Source organism: Methylobacterium brachiatum (assembly GCF_900113845.1).
In the GTDB taxonomy this organism is placed as follows: domain Bacteria; phylum Pseudomonadota; class Alphaproteobacteria; order Rhizobiales; family Beijerinckiaceae; genus Methylobacterium; species Methylobacterium brachiatum.
On sequence record NZ_FOQW01000019.1, the window covers coordinates 73055 to 95984 of the forward strand.

Genomic DNA, 22930 nt, shown 5'->3' on the forward strand with positions numbered 1-22930 from the left:
CTGCTACTCACCGCTTATAATTGTATGGAAATGCACACTCATGAGGGGGCTTGGCGATGCGGACCTCCGGAAGTCTTGGTCCATGAGACGAAGCCCGGGCTCGCTGTATGCGCTAATCGTCGATTGGCCCGTCTTCGGCAGAACCGCGCTTTGTTTCTGACCGGGCTGAGGCAGGTCCAGGGATCCTCGTCTATCCGGGGGGATGATCCAGGCGGTGCGATGCCTGGCATCGCTGCTGCGGCCGCCGATGGCGCTGTCTCCGGTCTTCATCGGTCGCTGGCCGATACGGGAATCGCAGACGTGATCCTGGCTTTGGCACGGCGCCGCCGAGGAGACCGGCGCCGCCGCGGACCAGGTCCTGGATGCAGCCTCGGAGCTGTCGCGGCAATCCGAGCACCTCGCCGCCGAGGTCGAGCGCTTCCTCCACACGGTTCGCGCCGCCTGAGCGACGCGCCCCGGAGCTTCGCGGCGCCGGGGTAAAGGCCGCGGCGGGGGCTGGAAATCTCCGCCGCGTCCGCGCACACACGCGGGAGCGGCGCGGTCGCCGTGCAGCCCTGACGGAACGGTCCGATGAACAAGGCAGATCTCGCCCCGCACGCCCATCAGGTCCTGCGCGAGGCGACCCTGCCCGAACTGCCGAACCATTATCGCGGCAAGGTCCGGGACAATTACGACCTGCCGGACGGGCGGCGCATCCTGATCACATCGGACCGGATCAGCGCCTTCGACCGGGCGCTCGCCGCGATCCCGTTCAAGGGCCAGGTGCTCACGCAGACCGCCCGCTACTGGTTCGAGCGCACGTCCGACCTCTGTCCGAACCACGTCCTCGCCTATCCGGACCCGAACGTCGTGGTCGGCCGCCGCCTGGAGATCCTGCCCGTGGAGGTGGTCGTGCGCGGCTACCTCGCGGGTACGACCTCGACCTCGGTGCTCACGCGCTATCGGGCCGGCGAGCGGGAGATGTACGGGCATCGTTTCCCGGACGGGATGCGCCCGAACGAGCGCCTGGAGCAGGCCGTGATCACGCCGACCACCAAGGCGTTCGACGGCGGCCATGACGAGCCGCTGACCGAGGCCGAGATCCTGGAGCGCAAGCTGCTCAGCCCGGAACAGTGGCGGACCGTGTCCGAAGCGGCCCTGGCGCTGTTCGCCCGCGGCCAGGAACTGGCGGCGGAGCGGGGGCTGATCCTGGCGGACACGAAATACGAGTTCGGCACCGATCCGGAGGGCCGTATCGTGCTCGCCGACGAGATCCACACGCCGGACAGCAGCCGCTACTGGTTCGCGCAGAGCTACCCTGAGCGCTTCGAAGCCGGCGCCGCGCCGGAGAGCTTCGACAAGGATTTCGTGCGCAACTGGGTCGTGGCGCGGTGCGATCCCTACAAGGACCCGATCCCCGAGATCCCGGCGGACGTCGTGCTGGAAACCGCCGCGGTCTATATCCGCGCCTACGAGACGATCACCGGCGCGCGCTTCACGTTGCCCGATCCCGGCGAGGCGCCGCTCGATCGCGTCCGGCGCAACATCGCCGCCTATCTGGCGGCCGAGCCGATCCGCTGAGGGCGGGACGGCGCACAGCGCGCCGTCCCTTCCGGTCGCGTCAGGCGGCCGCCTTGATCGGCGCCGGGGCGGGCGCATCCATGGCCCGCAGGTAGACGTCGAGCAGCGTCTCGTGCTCGTCGCGCTCGTCCTTGTCCTGCTTGCGGATCTTCAGGATCTCCTTGAGGATCTTGACGTCCAGGCCTTCGCCCTTGGCCTCGGCGAAGATCTCCTTCTTCGCCTCCATCAGGTCCTTGATCTCCTCCTCCAGCCGTTCCACGCGCTCGATGATCGAGCGGATGCGGTCGCCCGCGACGCCCACGGTGTCGGTCATGTCGGTCATGCAAAGCCTCGTCGTATGACGGGGGCCACCCTCGCGGCAGAGGGTAAGCAGGGGGTTAAGGCCGGGGTTGGCCGGCGCCGATCCGCGTCTCGATCCACCCGACGATCGCGTCCGCAACCTGATCGCTGTTCGATTCCAGCATCATCATGTGGCCGTTGCCGTGGATGCCGTGCTCGGCCAGCGCCAGCCGATCCGGCTTGGCGCCCGCCTGGGTGAGGAACGCCGCCGTGCAATCGTCCATGGTCGCCCGGAACGAGGCCTCCGCGGTCACGATCACGGCCGGCACCTTGGCCAGGTTCGGCAGGGCGCGGGCGGGCTCCGCCTGCAGCCAGCAGCGGATCCGGTCCGGCCCGGAAGCGTGCTCGGCCTGGACCACGGTCAGGTCCGCCGGGCCGCTCACCGGCGGCTCGAACTGCAGCGGCACCCGGGTGATGCCGTAGGGGCGGGCCCGGGCGTCGCCGACCCGCTCGTACCATTCGGCGCCGCCCTTGAACTTGATGTCGAAGAAGGTCGGCCCGTTCGGCTCGACGGCGACATGCGCCTTCACGAGATCGGGCCGCTGGTCCGAGACCGCCCAGCCGAACACGCCGGCCTGCGAATGGGTCAGGACGATCGCCGGCCCGATCTTTTCCAGGAGCGCGATCAGCGCCGGATCGACCAGCTCCTCGCTCTTCAGGGCGCTCGCGATATAGGGGACCTGCGAGCGGTAGAACTGGTCGAAGGCGGCGTTGCCGCGCAGGCCCGGACCGCCCGGCCATTGGGTGTGCAGCGTCGCCTGCGGGTAGAGCGCCGACCGCTCCTGCCCGGTGAAGACCGTCTCGAGATCCTCCATGGGCAGGCGGGCATAGGGGCCGTAGATCTCGGCATCGCCGCCCGAGCGGCCTCGCCCGACCTGATCGACCACGTAGACCGCGAAGCCCTTGGCGGCGAAGCGGTCGGCCCAGCCGGGCCGTCCGTCGGGCGTGCCGAGGAAGTTGGTCCCGGTCTGCGCCGTGCCGTGGACCATCACAACCGGATAGAGCTGCGTGATCCGCGAAGGGGCGCGGTACTCCACGAACATCTGCCCGAGGGCGGTGGTATTAATGTTCGTGGTCTCGTAGCGGCCGCCGACGAAGAAGTAGCCGGCGGGCTGCGTGGGCCTAAACGGTCCGGCGTCTTCGGCCCGGGCGAAGCCCACCCCGAGGCAGAACAGCGTCAAAGCGCCGGCAGCGGCGGTCTTGAGCATGGTATCCTCCCGCGGACGTCTGGCGCGCCCGACGGGGGCATATCAGCGACAGAATACCAACCGGTCCAGCCGAACCCCCGGCCGGCCGGTTTCAGGCATGGGCGAAGCGGCGCTTTTTCCCGAGCGCCTCTTCCACGGTGCCGGCGCCGTCGAGATAGCCGTGCACCTTCGGGTTCGGCATGATCAGCGAGCCCACGAAGGCCACCGCCATCAGCACGGTGACGTACCAGAAGAACGTGCTCTCCATGCCGGCATCCTTGAACCACAGGGCGACGAACTCGGCGGTGCCGCCGAACATGGCGTTGGCCAGGGCGTAGGACAGGCCGACCCCCAGCGCCCGCACGTTGGTGGGGAACAGCTCGGCTTTCACGATGCCGCTGATGCCGGTGTAGAACGACACCACGGACAGGCCCAGGGTGATCAGCGCGAAGGCCAGGTAGGGATCCTTGTTGGTCCCGAGCGCCGTCATCAGCGGCACCACCATGAGCGTGCCGAGCCCGCTGTACAGCAGCATGTTCGCCTTGCGGCCGATCTTGTCGGACAGCGCCCCGAACAGCGGCTGGATGATCATGTAGACGAACAGAACCACGGTCATCACCTGCGAGGCCGAGGTCTTCGGCATGCCGGCGGTGTTGACCAGGTATTTCTGCATGTAGGTCGTGAAGGTGTAGAAGCTCAACGATCCGCCGGCCGTGTAGGCGAGGACCACGCAGAACGCCCGCCAATGCTTGAACAGCTCGGCGAAGGTGCCGGCATTCTCCTTGTCGCCGGCTTCCTTGGTCTCGGCGAGCGAGCGCCGGAGGTAGAGCGCCACCACCGCCAGACCGGCGCCGATGAAGAATGGGATGCGCCAGCCCCAGGACGACAAGTCCTGGCTGGTCATCACGGTCTGGAGCAGCACCAGCACCAGCGAGGCGAGCAGCTGCCCGCCGATCAGGGTGACGTACTGGAACGACGCGAAGAACCCGCGCTTCCCCTTGATCGCCACCTCGCTCATGTAGGTCGCCGAGGTGCCGTACTCGCCGCCCACCGACAGGCCCTGCAGCATGCGCGCCAGCAACAGCAGCACGGGCGCCAGCGTCCCGACATGCTCATAGGTCGGCAGGATGCCGATCAGGAGCGAGCCGAAGCACATCATCAGCACCGAGACGACCATCGAGGTCCGGCGCCCGACCCGGTCGGCGATGCGCCCGAACAGCCAACCGCCCACCGGGCGCATGAAGAAGCCCACCGCGAAGATGCCGGCCGTCTGGAGGAGCTGGCTGGTGGAATCGCCCTTCGGGAAAAAGGCGGGCGCGAAGTAGAGCGCGAAGAACGCGTAGCAGTAGAAGTCGTACCACTCGACGAGATTGCCTGAGGACGAGCCGACGATCGCCCAGATCCGACGCTTGCGGTCGGCCGCATCGTCGGCAGCGCTCGGCGCGATACCGATCGTATCGTCCCTCAGGGCGGACATGGCGTCTCCGTCGCGTGACTCATCGGCCGGTAACAGCCGGCCTATTCTTCGATGGGCGCGACGTTACAGGCGGTGCCCGTGATCGCAAGGCCGTGATCGGACTTTGACCGGGACAGCGCGCGTCCGTGTCATTTCCCCTCGGTGTCTATCGGGCGTCGGCACGGAACGGATTCCCCCGGGACCCCGTTGCGGCCCGGCACGCGTGCTGCGGGCACGCCAACGGCAACGGGACGAAACGCCATGACACGGATCTTCAGGGACACGGTGGCAGCCGCCATCCTCATTGCCGGCGCGGCGACGGCCTTTGCGCAGGGCGGCCCGGGCGGAGGCGGCGGTCCGGCGGCCGGCGGCGGCGGTGCAGGCGGCGGTGCCGGCCCGGCGGCGGGCGGCGGCGCGGGGCCGGGCGGGGCCGGCGGCGGTGGCATGCGCGGCGGCGCCGGTGGTGCCGAGGGCGGCGGGATGCGCGGCGGCGCGGATGGCGGTGGGCGCGGCGCCGAGCCCGGCGGCCCGGCTGGCCGCGGTGCCGAAGGACCCGGCCGTGCCGGTCCGGGCGCCGGCGATCGGAACGGTCTTGGCGGCAATCCCGGTGCCGCCGAGCGGGGCGGCCGTGACGGCGGCCCGGCCGAGCAGCGTGGCGGGCGTGACGAGACCGGCCCGGGCCAGCGCGGCGATCGCAACGGGCGCGACGAGACCGGCCCGGGTCAGCGCGGCGATCGCGGTGCGGCAGGCGAGCGTGGCGACCGCGGTGGACGCGACGGAGTCCGGGGTGGCCGCGGCGGCGGCTCTGCCCGCGGCGCCGTCACGCGCCTCGACACCCGCCAGCGCACCGAGTTCCGCAGCTCGATCACCCGCCTCGGCGTCTCGCCGCTGCGGGACGTGGCGTTCAGGCTGGCGGTCGGAACCGCGATCCCGCGCTCCGTCAGCCTGCACCGGCTGCCGCCGGCGATCGTCGAGATCGTGCCGGAATACGAGGGCTACGACTTCATCCTGGTGCGCGACGACATCGTGATCGTCGATCCCGACACCTACGAGATCGTCGACGTGATTCCGGCGTAAGCTTCACTGTCGTTACAGCGCTGCGCGTAGGAGAATTTTTCCTGCGCGCAGCTACAGTCGTTAGAACGATTTTAGTCCCATCCAATATTTTAAAAACGATCGAGGCCGAGAGGTCGCGGCTCAATGGCTCTGCTGCGCAGCGCGTCAGCAACTGGCTTCAGCTCGCGTTCGCTCTGACACAGCTCATGGCCCGGTAGGCGGAGACTGCGTCTGCCGGGGCCTATGCGGGCCGTATCCTTCTGAGAAACGGCGGCAACTGTTGCACGGTTGTTGCCCGGCCCGCACGATCGCGGCGGTGACCAGCGCGTGCGGCAAGGGCTCGTGAGCAAGCCGCGTGCGGTAGGGCTGAAGATCCTAGCCGAGGCCTTAGAGCCTCTCACAAAACGCCCTCTGCGCGGTCGTGCAGAGTAGAGATCTCGCGGTGGTAAGGCGCTTTGTGAAAGGCTCTAGAACCTCTGCGAAAATCGCAGTAGCTAAAATATAAGGTTGCTTGTGCCTGGAATATTGTACGGGACGCCAGATTTTTCTATCCGATTGCGATTTTGTATTAAGCTGATCCGTTAATTCTGACATCTATACGGTCGTGAATGGGATGCCTGCTCAATCCACTCAAGGCCATTCTGTCGTACGCCATTGGACTGCCGTTCATCATACCGGAAGGTCATCGATTTTTCAAGCAGTCCGTAACGACCGGATGATATATCGCTTGCTGATGGGCAGATTCGCGACGCGTTGATCTCCCATTTCTGAATATTACGAGATTTGGGATTCAGTTTATTGGGCATCCGCTCTCGCATTCAATGGCAGTAATGTTTACTGCGCATGAATATGAATCTTAATATTGGCGTTGCTTGATTGCGAAATTTTGGGGGTTGTACCATGTCGGAGCAGATCTCAGTGGCAGCGGGACCGACGGGAGGCTCCCGTTTGCGATTGGGTATATCTGGCCGGGCCACGCTGCTCATCCTAATGATCGTCTGTATCACTTTCACCGCAAGTTCGACGTACATTTATATCGCGCAATCGGCTGTTCTGCGTGCTAACATCGATACGAGCATGTCGAATCTGAGCGCTACGACAGCGCGGAGTGTCGCCAACTGGCTGCGTGGCAAGCTCGACCTCACCCAGATGATGGCCCAACAGGTCCCAGCTCAGGGCGCCGAACCGGCCGTCGATGCGGTGCTTGGCGCGCCGATCGTCCGTGAAACATTCTACGTTAGCTACATCGGACGCACGGACGGCGCCTACATCAAGATGCCGAAAAGTGCGGTGCCGCCGGGCTACGATCCGCGTAAGCGCCCCTGGTTCCGGGATGTGTCAGCTGCGAACGGTCCGATCGTCACTGAACCCTACACTTCGGCCAGCCGTGGCGGTTTTGTCATCACGACCGCGGCACCCGTTCATGACGAGGCGGGGACGCTTATAGGTGTGGTCGGTGGCGATTTCGAAGCGGCAGGACTCGCGCAGATGATCAGTGCCGTCGCAGCGGGCGGGAAAGGCTACGCCTATCTGGTGTCCGGTAAGGGCACAGTGCTGATCCATCCGCGCGCCGAATTGATCGGCAAGCCACTGTCTGACCTTTTGTCTGGAGCACTGCCGAAAATCGGCGACCAGGTGGTCGAGACCCTCGAGGGCGGCCGGCCGACGCTGACGGTCTTCGCCCGTATTCCGAATCTTCCGGCTGGGCTCGATTGGTATGTCGCCCTTTCTGTCGACCGCGCCACAGCCTTTCAGCCTGTCCAGCATCTCGCTCAGATGATGGCGGCGGCGACACTGAGTGCGCTCCTGCTGCTGGCCATCGTTGTCAGCCGGTTGATGGCCTCGACCGTCGCGCGTCCGCTGAACCGCTTGGTCGGCGCGCTGCAGCGCATGAGCCGGGGCGCCATCGATGCCGAGATCGCCGAGGCGCGCCGCAGCGACGAGATCGGCATGGTCGGCCGGGCGGTCGAAGGCATCAAGGCTCTCGTGGCGCAGAAGGCCCGCGACGAGGCCGAGGCGCGGCGCCTCGCCGACGAGACCGCCGCGGCGGAGCGCAAGCACGCGATGATCGCGCTGGCCGATGGGTTCGAGCGGGCCGTCGGGGCGATCGTCGGCATGGTCTCGTCCTCGGCCACCGAGCTCGAGGCGACGGCCCAGACCCTGACGGCGAGCGCCACCCAGGCGGCGGCGCAATCGACCAGCGTGGCAGCCGCCGCCGAAGAGGCCGCCACCAATGTCCGCACCGTCGCCGCGGCCGCCGAGCAGCTCGGCTCCAGCGTGCGGGAGATCGCCGGCCAGGTCGAAGGCTCGGCGAACCTGGCGCAGGCCGCCGTCGGCGAGGCGGACCAGACCGGGCATCTGGTGCAGGAGCTGGCCGAGGCGGTGTCGAAGATTGGCGATGCGGTCGGTCTGATCTCCAGCATCGCGGCCCAGACCAACCTGCTGGCGCTGAACGCGACGATCGAGGCGGCCCGGGCCGGGGAAGCGGGGAGGGGGTTCGCGGTCGTGGCCTCCGAGGTGAAGGAGCTCGCGGCCCAGACGGGGCGCGTCACCGAAGAGATCACCGGCTACATCACCCGGATCCAGGGCTCGACCGATCACGCCGCCCAGGCGATCGGCGGGATCGTGACGCGCATCCGCGACATCAACGACGTGACCGGCGCGGTGGCGGCGGCGGTTGAGGAGCAGGGCGCGGCGACCCAGGAGATCGTGCGCAACGTCAGCCAGGCGGCCAGCGGGACGGACGAGGTGACGACGAACATCACCGGCGTGGCCCAGGCGGCCGAGCAGACCGGCGCGGCGGCGCATCAGGTGCTGGACGCCGCCACCGCGCTGTCGCGGCAATCGGCGCAGCTCTCTCAGGAGGTCGCGGACTTCCTGCACACCGTACGGGCCGCCTGAGCCAGGCCCGTTCGTGAGCCGTCAGCGCGCTCCGTCGAGCAGCTTCGAGACCACTCGGGCGGTGTAATCGACCATCGGCACGATGCGGGCGTAGTTCAGCCGCGTCGGGCCGATCACCCCGACGACGCCGACGATCTTCTGGGACCCGTCCCGGAACGGCGCGGCGATCAAGGAGGAGCCCGAGAGCGAGAACAGCTTGTTCTCGGAGCCGATGAAGATCCGCACGCCTTCGCCGCCCTCGGCGCGGGCCAGGAGGTCGATGACGTCCTTCTGGGTCTCCAGATCGTTGAACAGCAGGCGGATCCGCTCGAGATCCTCGACGGCGCGCAGGTCGTCGAGCAGGTTCGCCTGGCCGCGCACGATGAGCTGTCGCGCCTCGCTCGGACCCACGGGCGTGGCAAGGCCGGCATCGACCAGGCGCTCGGTCAGCGCGTCGAGCTCCCGCTTCATCGCCTTGCGGCCGGCCTCGATCTCGGCCCGCAGGGTCCCGAGGGTGCGGCCCTGCAGCCGGGCGTTGAGGAAGTTCGTCGCCTCCTGGAGCGCGCCGGCCGGCAGGCCGGGGGGCAAGTCGACCAGCCGGTTCTCCACGGAGCCGTCATCCGAGACCAGCACCACCAGGGCGCGGGCGGGGTCGAGGCGGACGAACTCGATATGCTTCAGATGGACATTGGCCTTGGTGGTCAGCACGACGCCGGCGCCGCGCGAGATGCCCGACAGCATGGTCGAGGCCTCGGCCAGAGCTGAATCGAAGGTGTGGCCGGAGGCGGCGGCGCGCATCTGCGCCTCGATCCGGGCCTGCTCCTCCTGCCCGACATCGCCGACTTCCAGCATCGCGTCGACGAAGAAGCGCAGGCCCAGCTCGGTCGGCAGGCGGCCGGCGGAGGTGTGGGGCGCGAAGATCAGGCCGGAATGCTCCAGATCCGCCATGACGTTGCGAATCGAGGCCGGCGACAGGGCCATCGGGAGAATGCGCGCCAGATTGCGCGAGCCCACCGGCTCTCCGGTCGTGAGATAGCTCTCGACGATCTGCCGGAAGATCTCGCGGGCGCGCTCGTTGAGGGCGTCGAGCGCCTGCATCGATGGGCCTTGTGGAATGTTGGGGTTCAGGTCGGTCACGCGGTCATCCTGTCGTCCGATCATGTCCGCCCGGTGTCGCGGGATCAATCCATCCGGCGATGCTTGCCCGCGCCGGCCCGGCGGCCTAAGAGCCCGGCCCTTACTCTCTCACCAGAAAGGGCCCGCGATGCGGCCTTCGAAGCGCGCCGCCGACGAGCTGCGGCCCGTGACCCTCGAGCGCGCGGTCTCGCGCTATGCCGAGGGCTCGTGCCTCGTCAGCTTCGGCAACACCCGCGTGCTCTGCACCGCCTCCCTGGAGGAGCGCGGGCCGCCGTGGCTGCGCGGCTCCGGCAAGGGCTGGATCACGGCCGAGTATGCCATGCTGCCGCGCGCCACGCATGACCGGACGCGCCGGGAGATCAATTCGGGCAAGCCGTCGGGCCGCACCCAGGAAATCCAGCGCCTGATCGGCCGCTCCCTCCGGGCGGTGACGAATCTCCCTGCCATGGGCGAGCGTCAGGTGACGGTCGATTGCGACGTGATCCAGGCCGATGGCGGCACCCGCACCGCTGCGATCACCGGCGCCTGGGTCGCACTCTACGATTGTTTCGCCTGGATGCGCACCCGCTCGATCATCTCGGTGGACCCGCTGCGCGATCACGTTGCTGCGGTCTCGTGCGGTTTGTACAAGGGCACGCCGGTGCTCGACCTCGATTATGCCGAGGATTCGGCGGCCGACACCGATGCCAACTTCGTGCTGACCGGCACGGGCGGCATCGTCGAGGTCCAGGGCACCGCCGAGATGGAGCCGTTCTCCGTGGATCAGCTCCTCGAATTGCTGAACCTCGCCCGCGCCGGCACCGACCGGCTGGTGGCGCTCCAGAAGGAGGCGATCGCGTGAGCCGCCGTCTCACCGGCAAGGTGGTCATCGCCACCCACAATGCGGGCAAGCTCGCAGAGATGCGCGCATTGCTAACGCCGTTCGGGATCGAGGCGGTCTCGGCCGGCAAGCTCGGGCTGCCCGAGCCAGATGAGACCGGGACGATGTTCTCCGAGAACGCCGCGATCAAGGCCCACGCGGCCGCCCAGGCCACCGGGCTGCCGGCCTTCGCGGACGATTCCGGCCTGTGCGTCGACGCCCTCGATGGGGCTCCCGGAATCTTCTCCGCCCGCTGGGCGGGCCCGACCAAGGACTTTTCCGCCGCGATGGCGCGGGTCTTCTCGGAGCTGGAGCAGCGCGGGGCGACGAACCGGAAGGCGCATTTCGTCTCCGCCCTCGTGCTCGCCTGGCCGGATGGCCACACCGAGCTGTTCGAGGGGCGCGTGTTCGGGACGCTCGTTCCGCCGCGCGGCGATGCCGGCTTCGGCTACGATCCGATCTTCCAGCCGGACGGCCATGCCCAGACCTTCGGCGAGATGACCGCCGAGGGAAAGCACGGGGGCGATTGGCAGAAGGGTGAGGGGCTGTCCCACCGGGCCCGGGCCTTCGTGCTGCTGAGTCGCGCCTGCCTGGCGCCGGCTTCCTGATTGCCAAACCGGGCCGGGACGCTCACATCCCGGCAATCATGACTTCGACCGGCCCGGACCATCCGACCCGCGACGCGGGCTTCGGGATCTACCTGCACTGGCCCTTCTGCGCCGCGAAGTGCCCGTATTGCGACTTCAACAGCCACGTCCGGCACGCCGGCGTGGACCAGCCGCGCTTCCTCGACGCGTTCCGGGCCGAGATCGCCCACAACGCCGCCCACACCCCCGGCCGCACGGTCACCAGCATCTTTCTCGGGGGCGGCACGCCCTCGCTGATGGCGCCCGCCACGGTGGCGGGCCTGCTCGACGCGGTGGCGGGGCATTGGGCGGTGGCGCCCGATGCCGAGATCACCCTGGAGGCCAACCCGTCGAGCGTGGAGGCCGACCGGTTCCGCGGTTACCGCGCCGCCGGGGTGAACCGGGTGTCGCTCGGCGTGCAGGCGCTGGACGATGTCTCGCTGAAGAAGCTCGGGCGGCTGCATAATGCCGCGGAGGCGTTCGCGGCGATCGGCGTCGCGCAGGCGGTGTTCGACCGGACCTCGTTCGACCTGATCTATGCCCGGCCCGACCAGACCCCCGCTTTGTGGCGGGCCGAGCTGAGCGAAGCGCTCACCCGCGCCGCCGAGCACCTGTCGCTCTACCAGCTCACCATCGAGCCCGGGACGCCGTTCCACGGGCTGGCCGCCGCCGGAAAGCTGGTGACGCCGGACGACGAGACCGGGCGCGTCCTCTACGACGTGACCCAGGAGGTCTGCGGCCAGGCGGGCCTGCCCGCCTACGAGATCTCCAACCACGCCCGGCCGGGCGCCGAATCCCGACACAACCTGCTCTACTGGCGCTACGGCGAATATGCCGGCATCGGCCCGGGCGCGCATGGGCGGCTGGTCACCCCGGCGGGCCGGATCGGCACCGTCACCGAGCGCGGCCCGGAGGAATGGCTTGCCCGGGTCGAGCGCGACGGACACGGCATCGTCGAGACCGAGACGCTGCAGGCCGCGGACCAGGCCGACGAGTTCCTCGTGATGGGCCTGCGGCTCGCCGAAGGGATCGACCCCGAGCGCTACGCCGCCCTGAAGGGCCGGCCGCTGAACGGCAACCGCATCGGCATGCTGGTGGGCGACGGCCTGCTGCACCGCCTGCCCGGCGGGCGGATCGCGGCGACGCCGCGCGGCGCGCCGGTGCTCAACGCCCTGGTGGCCGAACTCGCGGCCTGATCAGGTGCCGGGTTTGGCCAGGACGCGCGGGGCCGGGCTGACCAGGGTGGCGGCGTTGTTGCGGATCTCGTAGACCGCCAGCGACCGGTCGCTCAGCCCGTCCGGCCGGAACCGGAAGGTGCCGTCGGTCCCGGCGAAGCCCGACGGGTTGGTCAGCGTCGTCTCCGCAAAGCGCTGCGAGCCGTATTGCCGCGTCAGCGCCGCCGACAGCATCACGGCGTCGTAGGCCAGCGAGGCGACCCGCGGCGGCACCGCGCCGAACTTTGCCTGATAGCGGCCGCTGAAATTCGAGAAGCCGGTCCGGTCGGGCGAGGCGAACCGTCCGCCCTGCAGCGCCGGCAGCGCGAACAGGGCCGGCTCGTTCCAGAGGGCCGTGCCGATCGGCCGGACCCGGGCGGGATTGTAGCCGGCCTTGGTGAGGGACGCGGCGACCGCGGGCATGGCCTCGGCCGTCTCCGGGATGAACAACGTGTCGGCGGTGGCGCCGGCCCCGGTGATCACCCGGGCCAGCCTTTCGACCGCCAGCCCCGGCGCACCGGACGGATAGCGCTCGACCGCCGCCACCCGGGCACCCTTGCGGGCGACGGCCTCGCGGAATTCCGCCTCGACCGCGTTGCCGTAGGCCGTCTCGGGAATCAGCGCCGCGAAGGAGCGGCGGCCGGCGGCCACGGAATCATCGACGATCCGGTCGACCTCCGGCTGCGGCAGGAAGCTCAGGAGATAAACGCCCCGGGCCGCCACGGAGGCGTCCGTCGAGAAGCCGATCACCGGCTTGCCCGCAGCCTTGGCGGGCACGGCGGCCGCCTGGACGTTGGCGGCGAAGACCGGGCCGAGCACGATGTCGGCACCCTGCTTCAGGGCCTCCTGGGTCGCGTCCCGGGCACCGTCGGCGCTGCCGTGATCGTCCTCGACCAGGATCGTCAGGTCGGGCTGCTGCGACTCGTCGTAGGCGAGTTGGGCCGCGTTGCGCATCGCGCTGCCGACCGCCACACCCGTGCCGGTGAGCGGCAGGACCAGCGCGACCTTCACGGCGCCGGTACCGATGCGGTTGCTCCCGGCAGCGGCCGGGGTCAGCGGAGCGCCGGCCGACGGGGCGGGCGCGTTGCCGAGCGGCACCTCGGCCGGCGGCGACAGCGCCGCCCGGGCCGGAGCGCCGCGGCGGGCCGCATGCCCGTCCCCGAATCCGCCGACGCAGCCGCCGAGCGCGAGGGCGCTGAGGGCGACGGTCAGGGCGGCGACACGCGCGAGACGGGTCCGCCCACACTTCGGACGCACCATGGCGCGGGCTCCTTCGGGCATGTCCGGCCAACCTGACCGGGCCGTTTTCAAATGTAAACGCGGCGCTGCCGGTTTGCCCCCGGTCTCGACGCGCCGCCGCGACGCGGGGCGTGGAGTGTGGCAAGATCGCCCGCGATGACACGTCGATTCGATGCCCCGGGGCCCGCGATCTCAACCCAACCCACCGCCACGCCCCCTGCGCAGAAGCCCGGTGCGGACCGGCCGCGGAACACCACCTTCACGGCCTTCGGGCTGGCCAGCGAGACCGAGCCTCTATCGCCCGGGCTGCACATCGTGGCGACGCCGATCGGCAACCTGCGCGACATAACCATCCGGGCGCTCGCCACCCTGGCGGCGGCCGACGCGGTGCTGGCCGAGGATACGCGCGTCACCCGGACGCTGCTGGCCCATTACGGCATCACGACGCCGCTGCTCGCCTATCACGAGCACTCGAACGACACCGTGCGCGACCGGATGGTGGCGCGGCTCCGGGCCGGCGAGGCCCTCGCCCTGGTCTCGGATGCCGGCACCCCCCTCGTCTCAGATCCTGGCTACAAGCTGGTCCAGGCCGCGATCGAGGCCGGGATCGCGATCACCCCCGTGCCCGGGCCGTCCGCCGTCATGACCGCGCTGGTGGCGGCGGGCCTGCCCACCGACCGGTTCTTCTTCGAGGGTTTCCTGCCGCAGAAGGCCGGCGCCCGGCGCAACCGCCTCGAAGCCCTCACCCAGGTCCCGGGCACGCTCGTCCTGTTCGAGTCGCCCCACCGTCTGCCCGAGATGCTTGCGGATGCCGCCGCGGTGCTCGGCGCCGACCGTCCGGCCGCGGTCACCCGCGAGCTGACCAAGTTCTACGAGACGATCCGCCGGGACACGCTGGGCTCCCTGAGCGAGCGCTTCGGCCAAGAGGGCGCGCCGAAGGGGGAGATCGTCGTCATCATCGGCGCCGCGACCCATCCGGACCGCCCGGTCGAGGGGGATGCTGCCCTCGACGGGTTGATCCGCGCCGCGCTGGAGCGGCACTCGATCAAGGATGCGGCGAGCCTCGTCGCGGACGAGACCGGGCAGCCGCGCCGGGCCATCTATACCCGGGCGCTGGCCCTGGCCCGGGACAGCCAGGGGTGAACGAGACCGTGCCGGACCAAGCCCTGCGGCGGCGCGCCGCCCATCTGCGCGGATACAGGGCCGAGTGGCTGGCGATGGCGGCCCTTCTGCTGAAGGGCTACTGGCCGATCGGGCGCCGGGTGAGCTTCGCCGGGGGAGAGATCGACCTGATCGTCCGCCGTCCGCGCACCATCGTGTTCGTCGAGGTGAAGGCGCGGTCCAGCCTGGACGAGGCCCGCGTCGCGATCGACGCGGCCAAGAAACGGCGCTTCTCGCGCGCCGTGCGGGCCTGGATCGGCCGCAATCCCTGGTGTGCGGGGATGACCTTGCGGGCCGACGCGGTCTTCGTCGGCCCCGGCGAATGGCCGGCCCATTTGCCGGACGTCTTCACCATCGAAGGCTTGTAGGAGGGGCGTTCAGCCCCGGGCGGCGCGGATCGCGCCGATCAGCGTGCGCTTGAGGTCGGCTTGGCTGAAAGGCTTCTGCACCACCGGCCGGTCGCGGAACGGCTCGCGGATGCCGGCGCCGCCATAGCCCGTGGAGAACACGAGCGGCAGGTCGCGCTGCACGATCGCCTCGGCCACCGGGTAGATCGGCTCGCCGGCCACGTTCACGTCGAGGATCGCGATCTCGAACGTCTCCTGCGAAGCCATCTCGAGCGCGGTCGAGAGCCGTGCAGCCGGTCCGACCACGGCACAGCCGAAGTCGAGCAGCATGTCCTCGAGGAGCATCGAGATTGCGGCTTCGTCTTCGACGACGAGCACGCGGACGCCGTTCAGGACGTCATCGTTGGGGTCAGCAGTCACGCCGGGCCGTCTTCCCTTCGATCACCCCCGAACCGGGGATCTTGCCGTGCGGTTGGTATCGCCTCGCGAGCCGCTGGAGTAGCGCTGAGAAGCGCCGGGCGGCATCGCCAGGCGGTCCGCGAGACCACCCGTGGCGTCGCCTGGAATACCGGACGTGTCAAGCGTTCGCTTGCCGTTCCCGGGTGAATGACCGCGTCGATGTTAACCGACGATACATTTTTGCCGGTTTCCGGGCCGGCATCGCGCGACGCGACCGATCATTCGTCCTTGAACGTGACCTTGGCGCCGCGGCTCACATGCGCCGCGAGGTCGCGGGCGTTCCAGTTGGTCAGCCGGATGCAGCCGTGGGACTCGGTCTTCCCGACCTTCTCGGGCTCGGGCGTTCCGTGGATGCCGTAGCTCGGGATCGCGAGGTCGATCCAGACCAGGCCGACCGGATTGTTCGGCCCCGGCTTGATCGAGAATTTCTGCTGCGTTTTCACGCCCTTGAACGCGTATTTCGGGTTGTAGGTGTAGTCCGGGTCGAACGCGACGCCCTTCACCTTGGTCTCGCCGCTCGGCGCCGGCTTCTCGGTGCTGCCGATCGAGGCCGGGTAATAGCCGAGCAGCTTGCCGTCGGCCCCGAAGGCGCGGACGTCGTGGCTGGTCTTGTCCACCTCGATCCGCTCGACCTTGGGCTCCTGCGGCAGGTCCTTGCCCTTGGGCTTGTCCAAGCCCATCGGATCGACCGCGGCCACGATGATCGACGTGCCGGCCTTGTCGAGGGGCTTGTCCGGGTTGAGGGCGCTGACGAGGTCGCGGCTCATGTGGAACCGCTCGGCCAGCATCTCCCGCGGGTTGGTGTAGCCGAGCTCCTTGAGGTCGGTCTGCTCTTCCATCTTGGGCGGGATCTTCTCAACATAGGGGCCGGACGCGTCCGCGTCGGTGATCGCGTAATCGGACACGGCCGGCTTGTCGCTCGTCGCCTGGAGCTTGTCCCAGAGCTCCTGCGTCAGGTCCCGGGTCGCGGGCAGACCCTGCGCCACCGCGAAGGCCGAGAGCGCCTGCTGGTAATTCTCGCCCTTCAGACCGTCGATCGCCCCCGGGAAGAACCGTGCGCGATCCAGCAGGATCTGCGCCTTCACGATCAGCGCGTCGGGTTTGTCGTCGGATTTCTTGGCGGCCCGGGCCTTCTTGCCGGACTTCTTCTCCGCCTGCTTCGCGGTCTTTTCGGGCTCCGGCGCCTTGAAGGTCGCGCCGTTGATCGCCTCGGCGGTCAGTGCGGGCGCCTTGTCGGGCTGCGCCAGGGCGGCCCCCGGTGCCGCCAGGCTCAACACCAGCAGAGCCGCGCAAACCGGCCGCGAGGATCTCCGCATCATGGACGTACAGCTCTCCGGGAGCAGGCGCGCTCCGGTCGCACAAGTATCGAGCGCGCTTGAACGTTCCGCCGCCGGGCCCGGGCTACTCGCACAGGCGATGCCCGGCGTTGCGCTCACGTTCGTCGAGGTGGAAGTGGTTGGCATGGGCCGCGTTGCTGCCCGGCCCCAGGACCGTGCGGAAGAAGCCGCAGGCCTTGCCCCGGATCGAGGCCAGGAACTCCGCCTCTTCGGATCCCGCCGGCATCGCCTTGACCGGGATGCCGGCGCGACCGGCGAAGGTGAAGCCCATCACGTCGACGGCCGCCGCGAAGGCGTGGTCGCTGAGCTTGGCATCGACATCGTGGTTCTGCCCCCGGCAGACATAGGTGCCGCCGAGTTCGACCCCGGTCAGCGGATGCTTGAGCGTCCGGTCCGCCGCGACCTGGACCTCCGTGGCCCAGCGCGCGAAGGATTCCGCGACCTGGCAGGTCAGCGTCGCGCCCCCCGGCAGCGCGATCCCGTCGGCGAGCTTGGTCACCTTCAGCGGCAGCGGCGCCGTGCATTGGCCCTCGGCGATGGGCGGCAGCGGCTCGAACTCGACGCCGAGGCGCTTGAGACGCACCCGGCAGGCGGTGTCGTCCGGGGGGGAGACCTTGAGGGCGAGCGCGGCCTCGCCGGACAATTCCGGAGGGCGCTCCGGCGGGGTCGGGGGCGGCACCGGCATCCCGGGCTTCTGAGCCTCCGCGGCACCGTCCTTGGCCGGCGAGGTCGGCTCGGCAGGACGCGCCGGGGGCGTCGGCTTACCGGATTCGGCTGTCGGCGCAGGCTTCTGCTCCGCCGGCTGGGCCGGCTTCAGCTCGCTCGGCCGCTCGGGCGGAAGCGGCGGCGGCACCGGAACGGCGGGCGCCTCCGCGGCCGAGCCCGGCGCGGGCGCCAATGCGCAGAGGACCAGGGCGAGGGCGCTTGAGGCCAAGAAGATCGTCGGTCGGCGGGGCGGCATGGGACCTCGAAGCGCGGGCATAGGCCGGGGGAAACGAACGGAACCGCATTCGGATCACATCGGCCCGGTTGACGGGGCTGCCGATCGGGCCTCTGTCTTCCGTCAAAGGGCCGCGGACCCCATCTCGCGGCCCGGAGGACGGGCCGCACGACCCGTCGGACCAACGCACCACCGAGGACCGAATGCCGGATGTCGCCGATGCCGGGCTCCCGAGCCTGCCGCAGGACAACCCCTTCCGCGACGCGCAGTGGAGCACGCCGCACGGCCTGCCGCCGTTCGAGCGGATCGAGCCGGAGCATTACATGCCGGCCTTCGAGGCGGCGCTCGCTGCCCACTCTGCCGAGATCGCGGGCATCGCGTCCGACACGGCGCCTGCGACCTTCGCCAACACCGTCGCGGCGATGGAGCGCGCCGGCCAGGCCCTGGAGCGGGTGGCCGGCGTCTTCTACAACCTGACCGGCAGTCACACGAATCCGGAGTTGCAGGCGATCGAGCGGACGATCGGCCCGAAACTGTCTCGGCACGGCAGCGCCATCTACCTGAATCCGCAGCTCTGGGCGCGGATCTCGGCGGTGGACGCCGAGGCGGAGGGTCTGGGGCCGGAGGAACGCCGGGTCCTCGACCGCTACCGCATCCGCTTCCGCCGCTCCGGTGCCGATCTCGGTCCGGCCGACAAGGCGCGCATCGCCGAAATCGCCGCGCGGATGTCCGAACTCGGCACCCAGTTCAGCCAGAACCTGCTCGCCGACGAGAGCAGCTTCACCCTGCCGCTCTCCGGCGAGGACGATCTCGCCGGCCTGCCGCCGTTCCTGCGCGCCGCCGCCGAGAGCGCGGCCCGGGAGCGCGGGCTGGAGGGCCACGTCATCACCCTGTCGCGCTCGCTGATCGAGCCGTTCCTGGTGTGCTCGACCCGCCGCGACCTGCGCGAGAAGGCCTATGCGGCCTGGACGAAGCGCGGCGAGAACGGCGGCGCCACCGACAACCGGGCGATCATCGTCGAGATGGTCGGGCTGCGCGCCGAGCACGCCCGGCTGCTGGGCTTCGACAGCTTCGCGCATTTCAAGCTCGACGACACGATGGCGGCGAGCCCCGACGCCGCCATGGAGCTGCTGCGCGACGTCTGGACAGCGGGCCGGGCGCGGGCTGGCGAGGAGCGCGAGCGGCTCCAGGCGCTCGTCCAGCAGGAGGGCCACAATTTCGCGCTTCAGGCGCACGATTGGCGCCACTACACCGAAAAGCTGCGCCGGGCCGAGCACGACCTCGACGAGAGCCAGGTCAAGGCGTACCTGCCGCTCGACCGGATGATCCAGGCAGCCTTCGACACGGCCTCGCGCCTGTTCGGCCTGACCTTCGAGGAATTGTCCGACGTGCCGCGCTACCACCCGGACGTGCGCGTCTGGCGGGTCGGCAACCCGGACGGGTCCGAGGTCGGCCTGTTCCTGGGCGATTACTTCGCCCGGTCGTCGAAGCGCTCGGGCGCCTGGATGAGCGCGTTCCGCTCGCAGGAACGCTTGAACGGCACGGTCACGCCGATCATCGTCAACGTGATGAACTTCGCCAAGGCGCCTCCCGGCGAGAGCGCGCTCCTGTCCTTCGACGACGCCCGCACCCTGTTCCACGAATTCGGCCACGCCCTGCACGGGCTCCTGTCGGACGTGACCTATCCGCTGCTCTCCGGGACATCGGTGTCGCGCGACTTCGTCGAGTTGCCGTCGCAGCTCTACGAGCATTGGCTGGAGCAGCCGGAGGTTCTGCAGGCCCATGCCCGCCACCACCGGACCGGCGAGCCGATGCCCGACGCGCTGCTGCGCAAGCTCCTGGCGGCCCGTACCTTCAACCAGGGCTTCGCCACGGTGGAATACACCGCCTCGGCCATCGTCGACATGACCCTGCACCTCTCGGCGGGCGGCGAATCGGGCCTCGACGTGCCGGCCTTCGAGGCCGACGCCCTGCAGCGGATCGGCATGCCGGCCGAGATCAGCATGCGGCACCGGACGCCGCATTTCGCCCATATCTTCTCCGGCGACGGCTACGCGGCCGGCTACTACAGCTACCTCTGGTCCGAGGTGCTGGACGCCGACGCCTTCGACGCGTTCCGGGAGGCCGGCGACATCTTCGATCCGGAGACGGCGAAGCGCCTGCGCACCTACGTGTACGGCGCCGGCAACCTGCGCGACCCGCGCGACGCCTACACGGCGTTTCGCGGCCGCATGCCGAGCATCGCGCCGCTGCTGAAGAAGCGGGGGCTCGCGGCCTGACCCGCGTAGGGCCGGTAAGGATTTCGTAAACAAACGTCCTTAACGAACGCTTGCAGGGATTCCCTGTAGGCGGAGTTGGGGGCGATGACGAAGATTGAAGCCAAGCCGGCCCTCTCTCCCGACGAGCTGCTCAAGGCCGTCGTGGCGGGGAAGGCGGATCCGAAGCCCGAGCCGGCCCCGGCCGCGCCGCGCTTTGCGATGCCGTCGCTCGCCGGGATCGACCTGCGCCGCTACGCGATTCCGGGCGCCGCCCTCGCGGTCGGCCTGCTGGTCGGTGCCGGCGTCGCCGCCCGCTCAGGCTCGGGCAGCGTGCCGAGCGATGCCGTCGTGGCGTTGAGCGCCACCGTCGATGCCGGACGGACCGAGACCGCGCGTCTCGGCGCCGACATCGCGCAGCTCCACCAAGTCCTCGCGGATCTCCGCGCCGCCACCGACACCGCCCGCAAGGAAGCCGGCGCGCGCAGCTCCGCGTTGGGCGAACGCCTGGCGCAGCTCGACAAGAATCTGAATGCCAAGACGGCGGCCCTGGGCGAGCGCCTCGAACAGGTCGAGCGCGAGCAGAGCGGCCGGATCGCCAACCTCGCCACGCAGCTCGAGCGCCGCACATCCGCCGCGGCGATTGTGAAGGCCGAGCCGACCCAGACCGGAAGCCTCGCCGAGACGCGGACGTCGGACGCGAAGATTACGGATGCCAAGACCGCCGAGGCGAAGCCCGCGGAGGCCAAGCCGAAGCCCGCCGTCGCGGAGAAGCCGCCGGTGATCGATGGCTGGGCGGTGCGCGACGTCTATGACGGCGCGGCCATCCTGGAGAACCGGCGGCGGCGCATCGTCGAGGTCGGGCCGGGCGATACGCTCCCGGGCGTCGGGCGGGTCGAGGGCGTCGAGCGCCGCGGCCGCGAATGGGTGGTTGTGACGCGCCAAGGCCTGATCACGCCCCAGCCCTGGTAAGGACGGCTCAGCGTCCCTGGAGCGTGGCCGAGGCGAGCTCGTCGCTGGGGGTCGGAAACCGCGGCTCGAGCGACAGCGGATCGGCCATCGCGGCGGCGCGTTCGGCCCGGCGGCGGCCGTGACGCAGGGCGCGGGTCTGTGCCGCGCGGGTCGGATGCAGAATCGCGGCGAGGAGCGCCTGGCCCTCGAACGCGCTGTCCAGGTTTTTGGCTTCGAAGACGGGCATGGCCGGCCTGCTTGAGTGCGAGCCGGTCATCCGCCGATGGCAGTGGCCCGGATCGCATCCCGAATAACGGGGATCGCGTGGACGGGTTCCGCTAAGCTTTCGCGGCGAAACCACTTTTTTACGATTGTCCAGGCGCGGCCCGAAAACAGTGCGACGGCACACATAGCACTGGCCGAAGGCGCGTCCCGAAAGGCGGTCTGCCGCTTTCGGGACGCGGGTATCGTCAGACGAACTGGTTGAGCCCCGGGATCGACCCGATGATCGGGCCCATCGCGTCCTCACCGACCTTCTCGCGGCCGAAGGCGAACAGCTCCTGGCCGAGCGGCTGCATCTGGCCCATGGGCACGCCGGCCGCCATCAGCTTCTGGCCGAGCGCCATGACGCCACCGCCGCCCATCATGCCGCCGAGCATGCCCATGAGGCCGCCACCGCCGCTCTCGCCGGCATTCGACTCGGCGATCAGCGACTCAGAACCGGGCAGCGCGGCCAGGAGCTGATTGACCTCGGTCGCGGGACCCTCCTTCTGCAGGAAGGCCAGGATATGCCCGATGGCCGTCTGTGCGGTCGCGGCGTCGAGCCCGGTGCGGGCGGTGACGCGGGCGAGCAATTCTTCCATGGCGCTGATCTCTTCGGAACGTTTCCAGACGTCCTTCGACTCTGAGCCGCCGGAAATCAAGCGCGGGTCCTGACTTCGCGGGCAAACCGCAACCCGGACCTTTCGGTCGGCCCAGGACCGGCAATCGACGGGCCGGCCTTGCGCCGCGTCGCGCGCCGTGGCCTCGTAGGCGGTGGCGCAGGACAGCGGTAAGCTCTGTGCCCCAGTCGTTCCGCTGCGGCGATTCTCGCCGCCCTTCGGGGCTTTCCAGCGGATCGACCGAACGCGCATTGGGCGACACGGGTGAGGGAGACACGGGTGAGCGATCTCAAGACCCTTCGCGGCCTGTCCGGGCTCAGCCCGGAGCCTGCGAGCCTGAAGAAGGCCGCGCTGATCCTCATCGATATCCAGAACACCTATCGCGACGGGGTGCTGCGCCTGACCGGGGTCGAGCCGGCGGTGGCGCAGGCCAAGATCCTGCTGCGGCGGGCGCGGGAGGCCGAAACGCCGGTGATCCATATCCGGCACAATGCCGGGCCGGGCTCGCCCTTCGACATCACGGCGGCGAGCGGGCAGATCTGCGAGGAGGTCGTGCCGCAGGACGGCGAGGCGGTGCTCACCAAGGCGTTCCCCAGCGCCTTCGTGGGGACGGACCTGGAGGATCGGCTCAAGCGCGCCGGGGTGACCGACCTGATCCTGGCCGGCTTCATGACCCATATGTGCGTCAACTCGACGGCCCGCTCGGCCTTCAATCTCGGCTTCCAGCCCACCGTCATCGCCTCCGCGACCGCCACCCGCGACCTCCCGGCGCCGGACGGCTCGGTGGTGCCGGCGGCGCAGTTGCAGGCGGCGAGCCTGGCGGCCCTCGGCGACCTGTTCGCGGTCGTCGCCCGCGACGTCGACGCGGTCCGTCACTAGAGCGCGCTCCGACGAAGTGCTCCGGTCCGACGCGAGCGAGCGCATCACAACGAGACTTTAGAGCCGAGCCCGACTCCATCCTGTTCGGGCACGGCGCTCGCACGCGCAGCCGCGGCCGCCGCGGGATGACCGTCGCGAGGCACATGCGTGCATTGCACCATGGGGTT

At 69.5% G+C, this 22930-nt stretch carries 21 protein-coding genes; 11 read left to right on the forward strand and 10 right to left on the reverse strand.

All coding sequences use genetic code 11. The features are described from left to right. Window positions 1–570: 570 nt before the first annotated feature. Window positions 571–1560 (forward strand): phosphoribosylaminoimidazolesuccinocarboxamide synthase, encoded by a 990-nt coding sequence (locus BMZ47_RS22545; RefSeq protein WP_091864284.1) that lies wholly within the window; start codon window positions 571–573, stop codon window positions 1558–1560. 40 nt (window positions 1561–1600) lie between these two features. On the opposite strand, the gene BMZ47_RS22550 is transcribed toward BMZ47_RS22545, so the two are convergent. The 3 genes from BMZ47_RS22550 to BMZ47_RS22560 form a co-directional block, all read right to left on the reverse strand. Continuing rightward, entirely contained in the window at window positions 1601–1882 is a 282-nt protein-coding gene (locus BMZ47_RS22550) for a DUF2312 domain-containing protein (protein WP_050734557.1), read from the reverse strand. Window positions 1883–1937: 55 nt separating this feature from the next. After that, a complete protein-coding gene (locus BMZ47_RS22555) occupies window positions 1938–3107 on the reverse strand; it encodes an alpha/beta hydrolase (RefSeq protein ID WP_091864285.1) in 1170 nt (389 codons plus the stop codon). Window positions 3108–3198: 91 nt separating this feature from the next. Next, on the reverse strand, window positions 3199–4563 hold the full coding sequence (locus tag BMZ47_RS22560; protein WP_091864286.1) for an MFS family transporter: 1365 nt from the start codon (window positions 4561–4563) through the stop codon (window positions 3199–3201). A 240-nt stretch (window positions 4564–4803) separates the two neighbouring features. On the opposite strand from BMZ47_RS22560, the gene BMZ47_RS22565 reads away from it, so the two are divergent. Continuing rightward, a complete protein-coding gene (locus tag BMZ47_RS22565; RefSeq protein ID WP_091864287.1) occupies window positions 4804–5619 on the forward strand; it encodes a DUF1236 domain-containing protein in 816 nt (271 codons plus the stop codon). 879 nt (window positions 5620–6498) lie between these two features. Beyond that, window positions 6499–8499: a methyl-accepting chemotaxis protein gene (locus tag BMZ47_RS22570; protein WP_091864288.1), complete on the forward strand. Its 2001-nt coding sequence runs from the start codon at window positions 6499–6501 to the stop codon at window positions 8497–8499. A 21-nt stretch (window positions 8500–8520) separates the two neighbouring features. On the opposite strand, the gene hrcA is transcribed toward BMZ47_RS22570, so the two are convergent. Further along, on the reverse strand, window positions 8521–9576 hold the full coding sequence (gene hrcA, locus BMZ47_RS22575) for a heat-inducible transcriptional repressor HrcA (RefSeq protein WP_007561975.1): 1056 nt from the start codon (window positions 9574–9576) through the stop codon (window positions 8521–8523). 166 nt (window positions 9577–9742) lie between these two features. Between hrcA and rph the strand changes: the two genes are divergently transcribed. From rph to hemW, 3 genes are read left to right on the forward strand one after another with little or no spacing between them, the layout of a single operon-like run. After that, a complete protein-coding gene (gene rph, locus BMZ47_RS22580) occupies window positions 9743–10456 on the forward strand; it encodes a ribonuclease PH (protein ID WP_091864289.1) in 714 nt (237 codons plus the stop codon). Next, window positions 10453–11082: an RdgB/HAM1 family non-canonical purine NTP pyrophosphatase gene (gene rdgB / locus BMZ47_RS22585; protein WP_091864290.1), complete on the forward strand. Its 630-nt coding sequence runs from the start codon at window positions 10453–10455 to the stop codon at window positions 11080–11082. Before rph ends, rdgB begins: the two co-directional genes overlap by 4 nt. Before the next feature lie 38 nt (window positions 11083–11120). Continuing rightward, the gene (hemW, locus tag BMZ47_RS22590; RefSeq protein ID WP_208601088.1) at window positions 11121–12296 is read left to right on the forward strand and encodes a radical SAM family heme chaperone HemW; all 1176 of its coding nucleotides are present in this window, start codon (window positions 11121–11123) and stop codon (window positions 12294–12296) included. On the opposite strand, the gene BMZ47_RS22595 is transcribed toward hemW, so the two are convergent. Further along, complete coding sequence (locus BMZ47_RS22595) at window positions 12297–13574, reverse strand: penicillin-binding protein activator (RefSeq protein ID WP_091864292.1); 1278 nt, start codon at window positions 13572–13574, stop codon at window positions 12297–12299. It lies immediately after the preceding gene. 135 nt (window positions 13575–13709) lie between these two features. Here BMZ47_RS22595 and rsmI point away from each other — a divergent pair, with 135 nt between their 5' ends. Further along, complete coding sequence (rsmI, locus tag BMZ47_RS22600; RefSeq protein WP_208601089.1) at window positions 13710–14696, forward strand: 16S rRNA (cytidine(1402)-2'-O)-methyltransferase; 987 nt, start codon at window positions 13710–13712, stop codon at window positions 14694–14696. Next, the gene (locus BMZ47_RS22605; RefSeq protein WP_091864293.1) at window positions 14693–15082 is read left to right on the forward strand and encodes a YraN family protein; all 390 of its coding nucleotides are present in this window, start codon (window positions 14693–14695) and stop codon (window positions 15080–15082) included. The genes rsmI and BMZ47_RS22605 overlap by 4 nt, the downstream gene beginning before the upstream one ends. A gap of 9 nt (window positions 15083–15091) precedes the next feature. Here BMZ47_RS22605 and BMZ47_RS22610 read toward each other — a convergent pair whose 3' ends face one another. From BMZ47_RS22610 to BMZ47_RS22620, 3 genes are all read right to left on the reverse strand, one after another. Beyond that, a complete protein-coding gene (locus BMZ47_RS22610; protein ID WP_007561989.1) occupies window positions 15092–15481 on the reverse strand; it encodes a response regulator in 390 nt (129 codons plus the stop codon). A gap of 257 nt (window positions 15482–15738) precedes the next feature. Then, complete coding sequence (locus BMZ47_RS22615) at window positions 15739–16839, reverse strand: L,D-transpeptidase family protein (protein WP_208601090.1); 1101 nt, start codon at window positions 16837–16839, stop codon at window positions 15739–15741. 82 nt (window positions 16840–16921) lie between these two features. Next, entirely contained in the window at window positions 16922–17818 is an 897-nt protein-coding gene (locus tag BMZ47_RS22620) for an extensin family protein (RefSeq protein ID WP_091864294.1), read from the reverse strand. A gap of 182 nt (window positions 17819–18000) precedes the next feature. On the opposite strand from BMZ47_RS22620, the gene BMZ47_RS22625 reads away from it, so the two are divergent. Then, complete coding sequence (locus BMZ47_RS22625; RefSeq protein ID WP_091864295.1) at window positions 18001–20076, forward strand: M3 family metallopeptidase; 2076 nt, start codon at window positions 18001–18003, stop codon at window positions 20074–20076. 84 nt (window positions 20077–20160) lie between these two features. Continuing rightward, on the forward strand, window positions 20161–21024 hold the full coding sequence (locus BMZ47_RS22630) for a hypothetical protein (RefSeq protein WP_091864296.1): 864 nt from the start codon (window positions 20161–20163) through the stop codon (window positions 21022–21024). 7 nt (window positions 21025–21031) lie between these two features. Here the strand turns inward: BMZ47_RS22630 and BMZ47_RS22635 are convergent, their stop codons facing one another. Together BMZ47_RS22635 and BMZ47_RS22640 are read right to left on the reverse strand one after the other, a co-directional pair. Then, a complete protein-coding gene (locus BMZ47_RS22635; protein WP_091864297.1) occupies window positions 21032–21250 on the reverse strand; it encodes a hypothetical protein in 219 nt (72 codons plus the stop codon). A gap of 223 nt (window positions 21251–21473) precedes the next feature. Continuing rightward, on the reverse strand, window positions 21474–21866 hold the full coding sequence (locus BMZ47_RS22640; protein WP_091864298.1) for a DUF2267 domain-containing protein: 393 nt from the start codon (window positions 21864–21866) through the stop codon (window positions 21474–21476). Window positions 21867–22163: 297 nt separating this feature from the next. On the opposite strand from BMZ47_RS22640, the gene BMZ47_RS22645 reads away from it, so the two are divergent. Next, window positions 22164–22763, forward strand: coding sequence for a cysteine hydrolase family protein (locus BMZ47_RS22645; protein ID WP_007562003.1), 600 nt, complete (start codon window positions 22164–22166; stop codon window positions 22761–22763). Window positions 22764–22930: the final 167 nt, after the last annotated feature.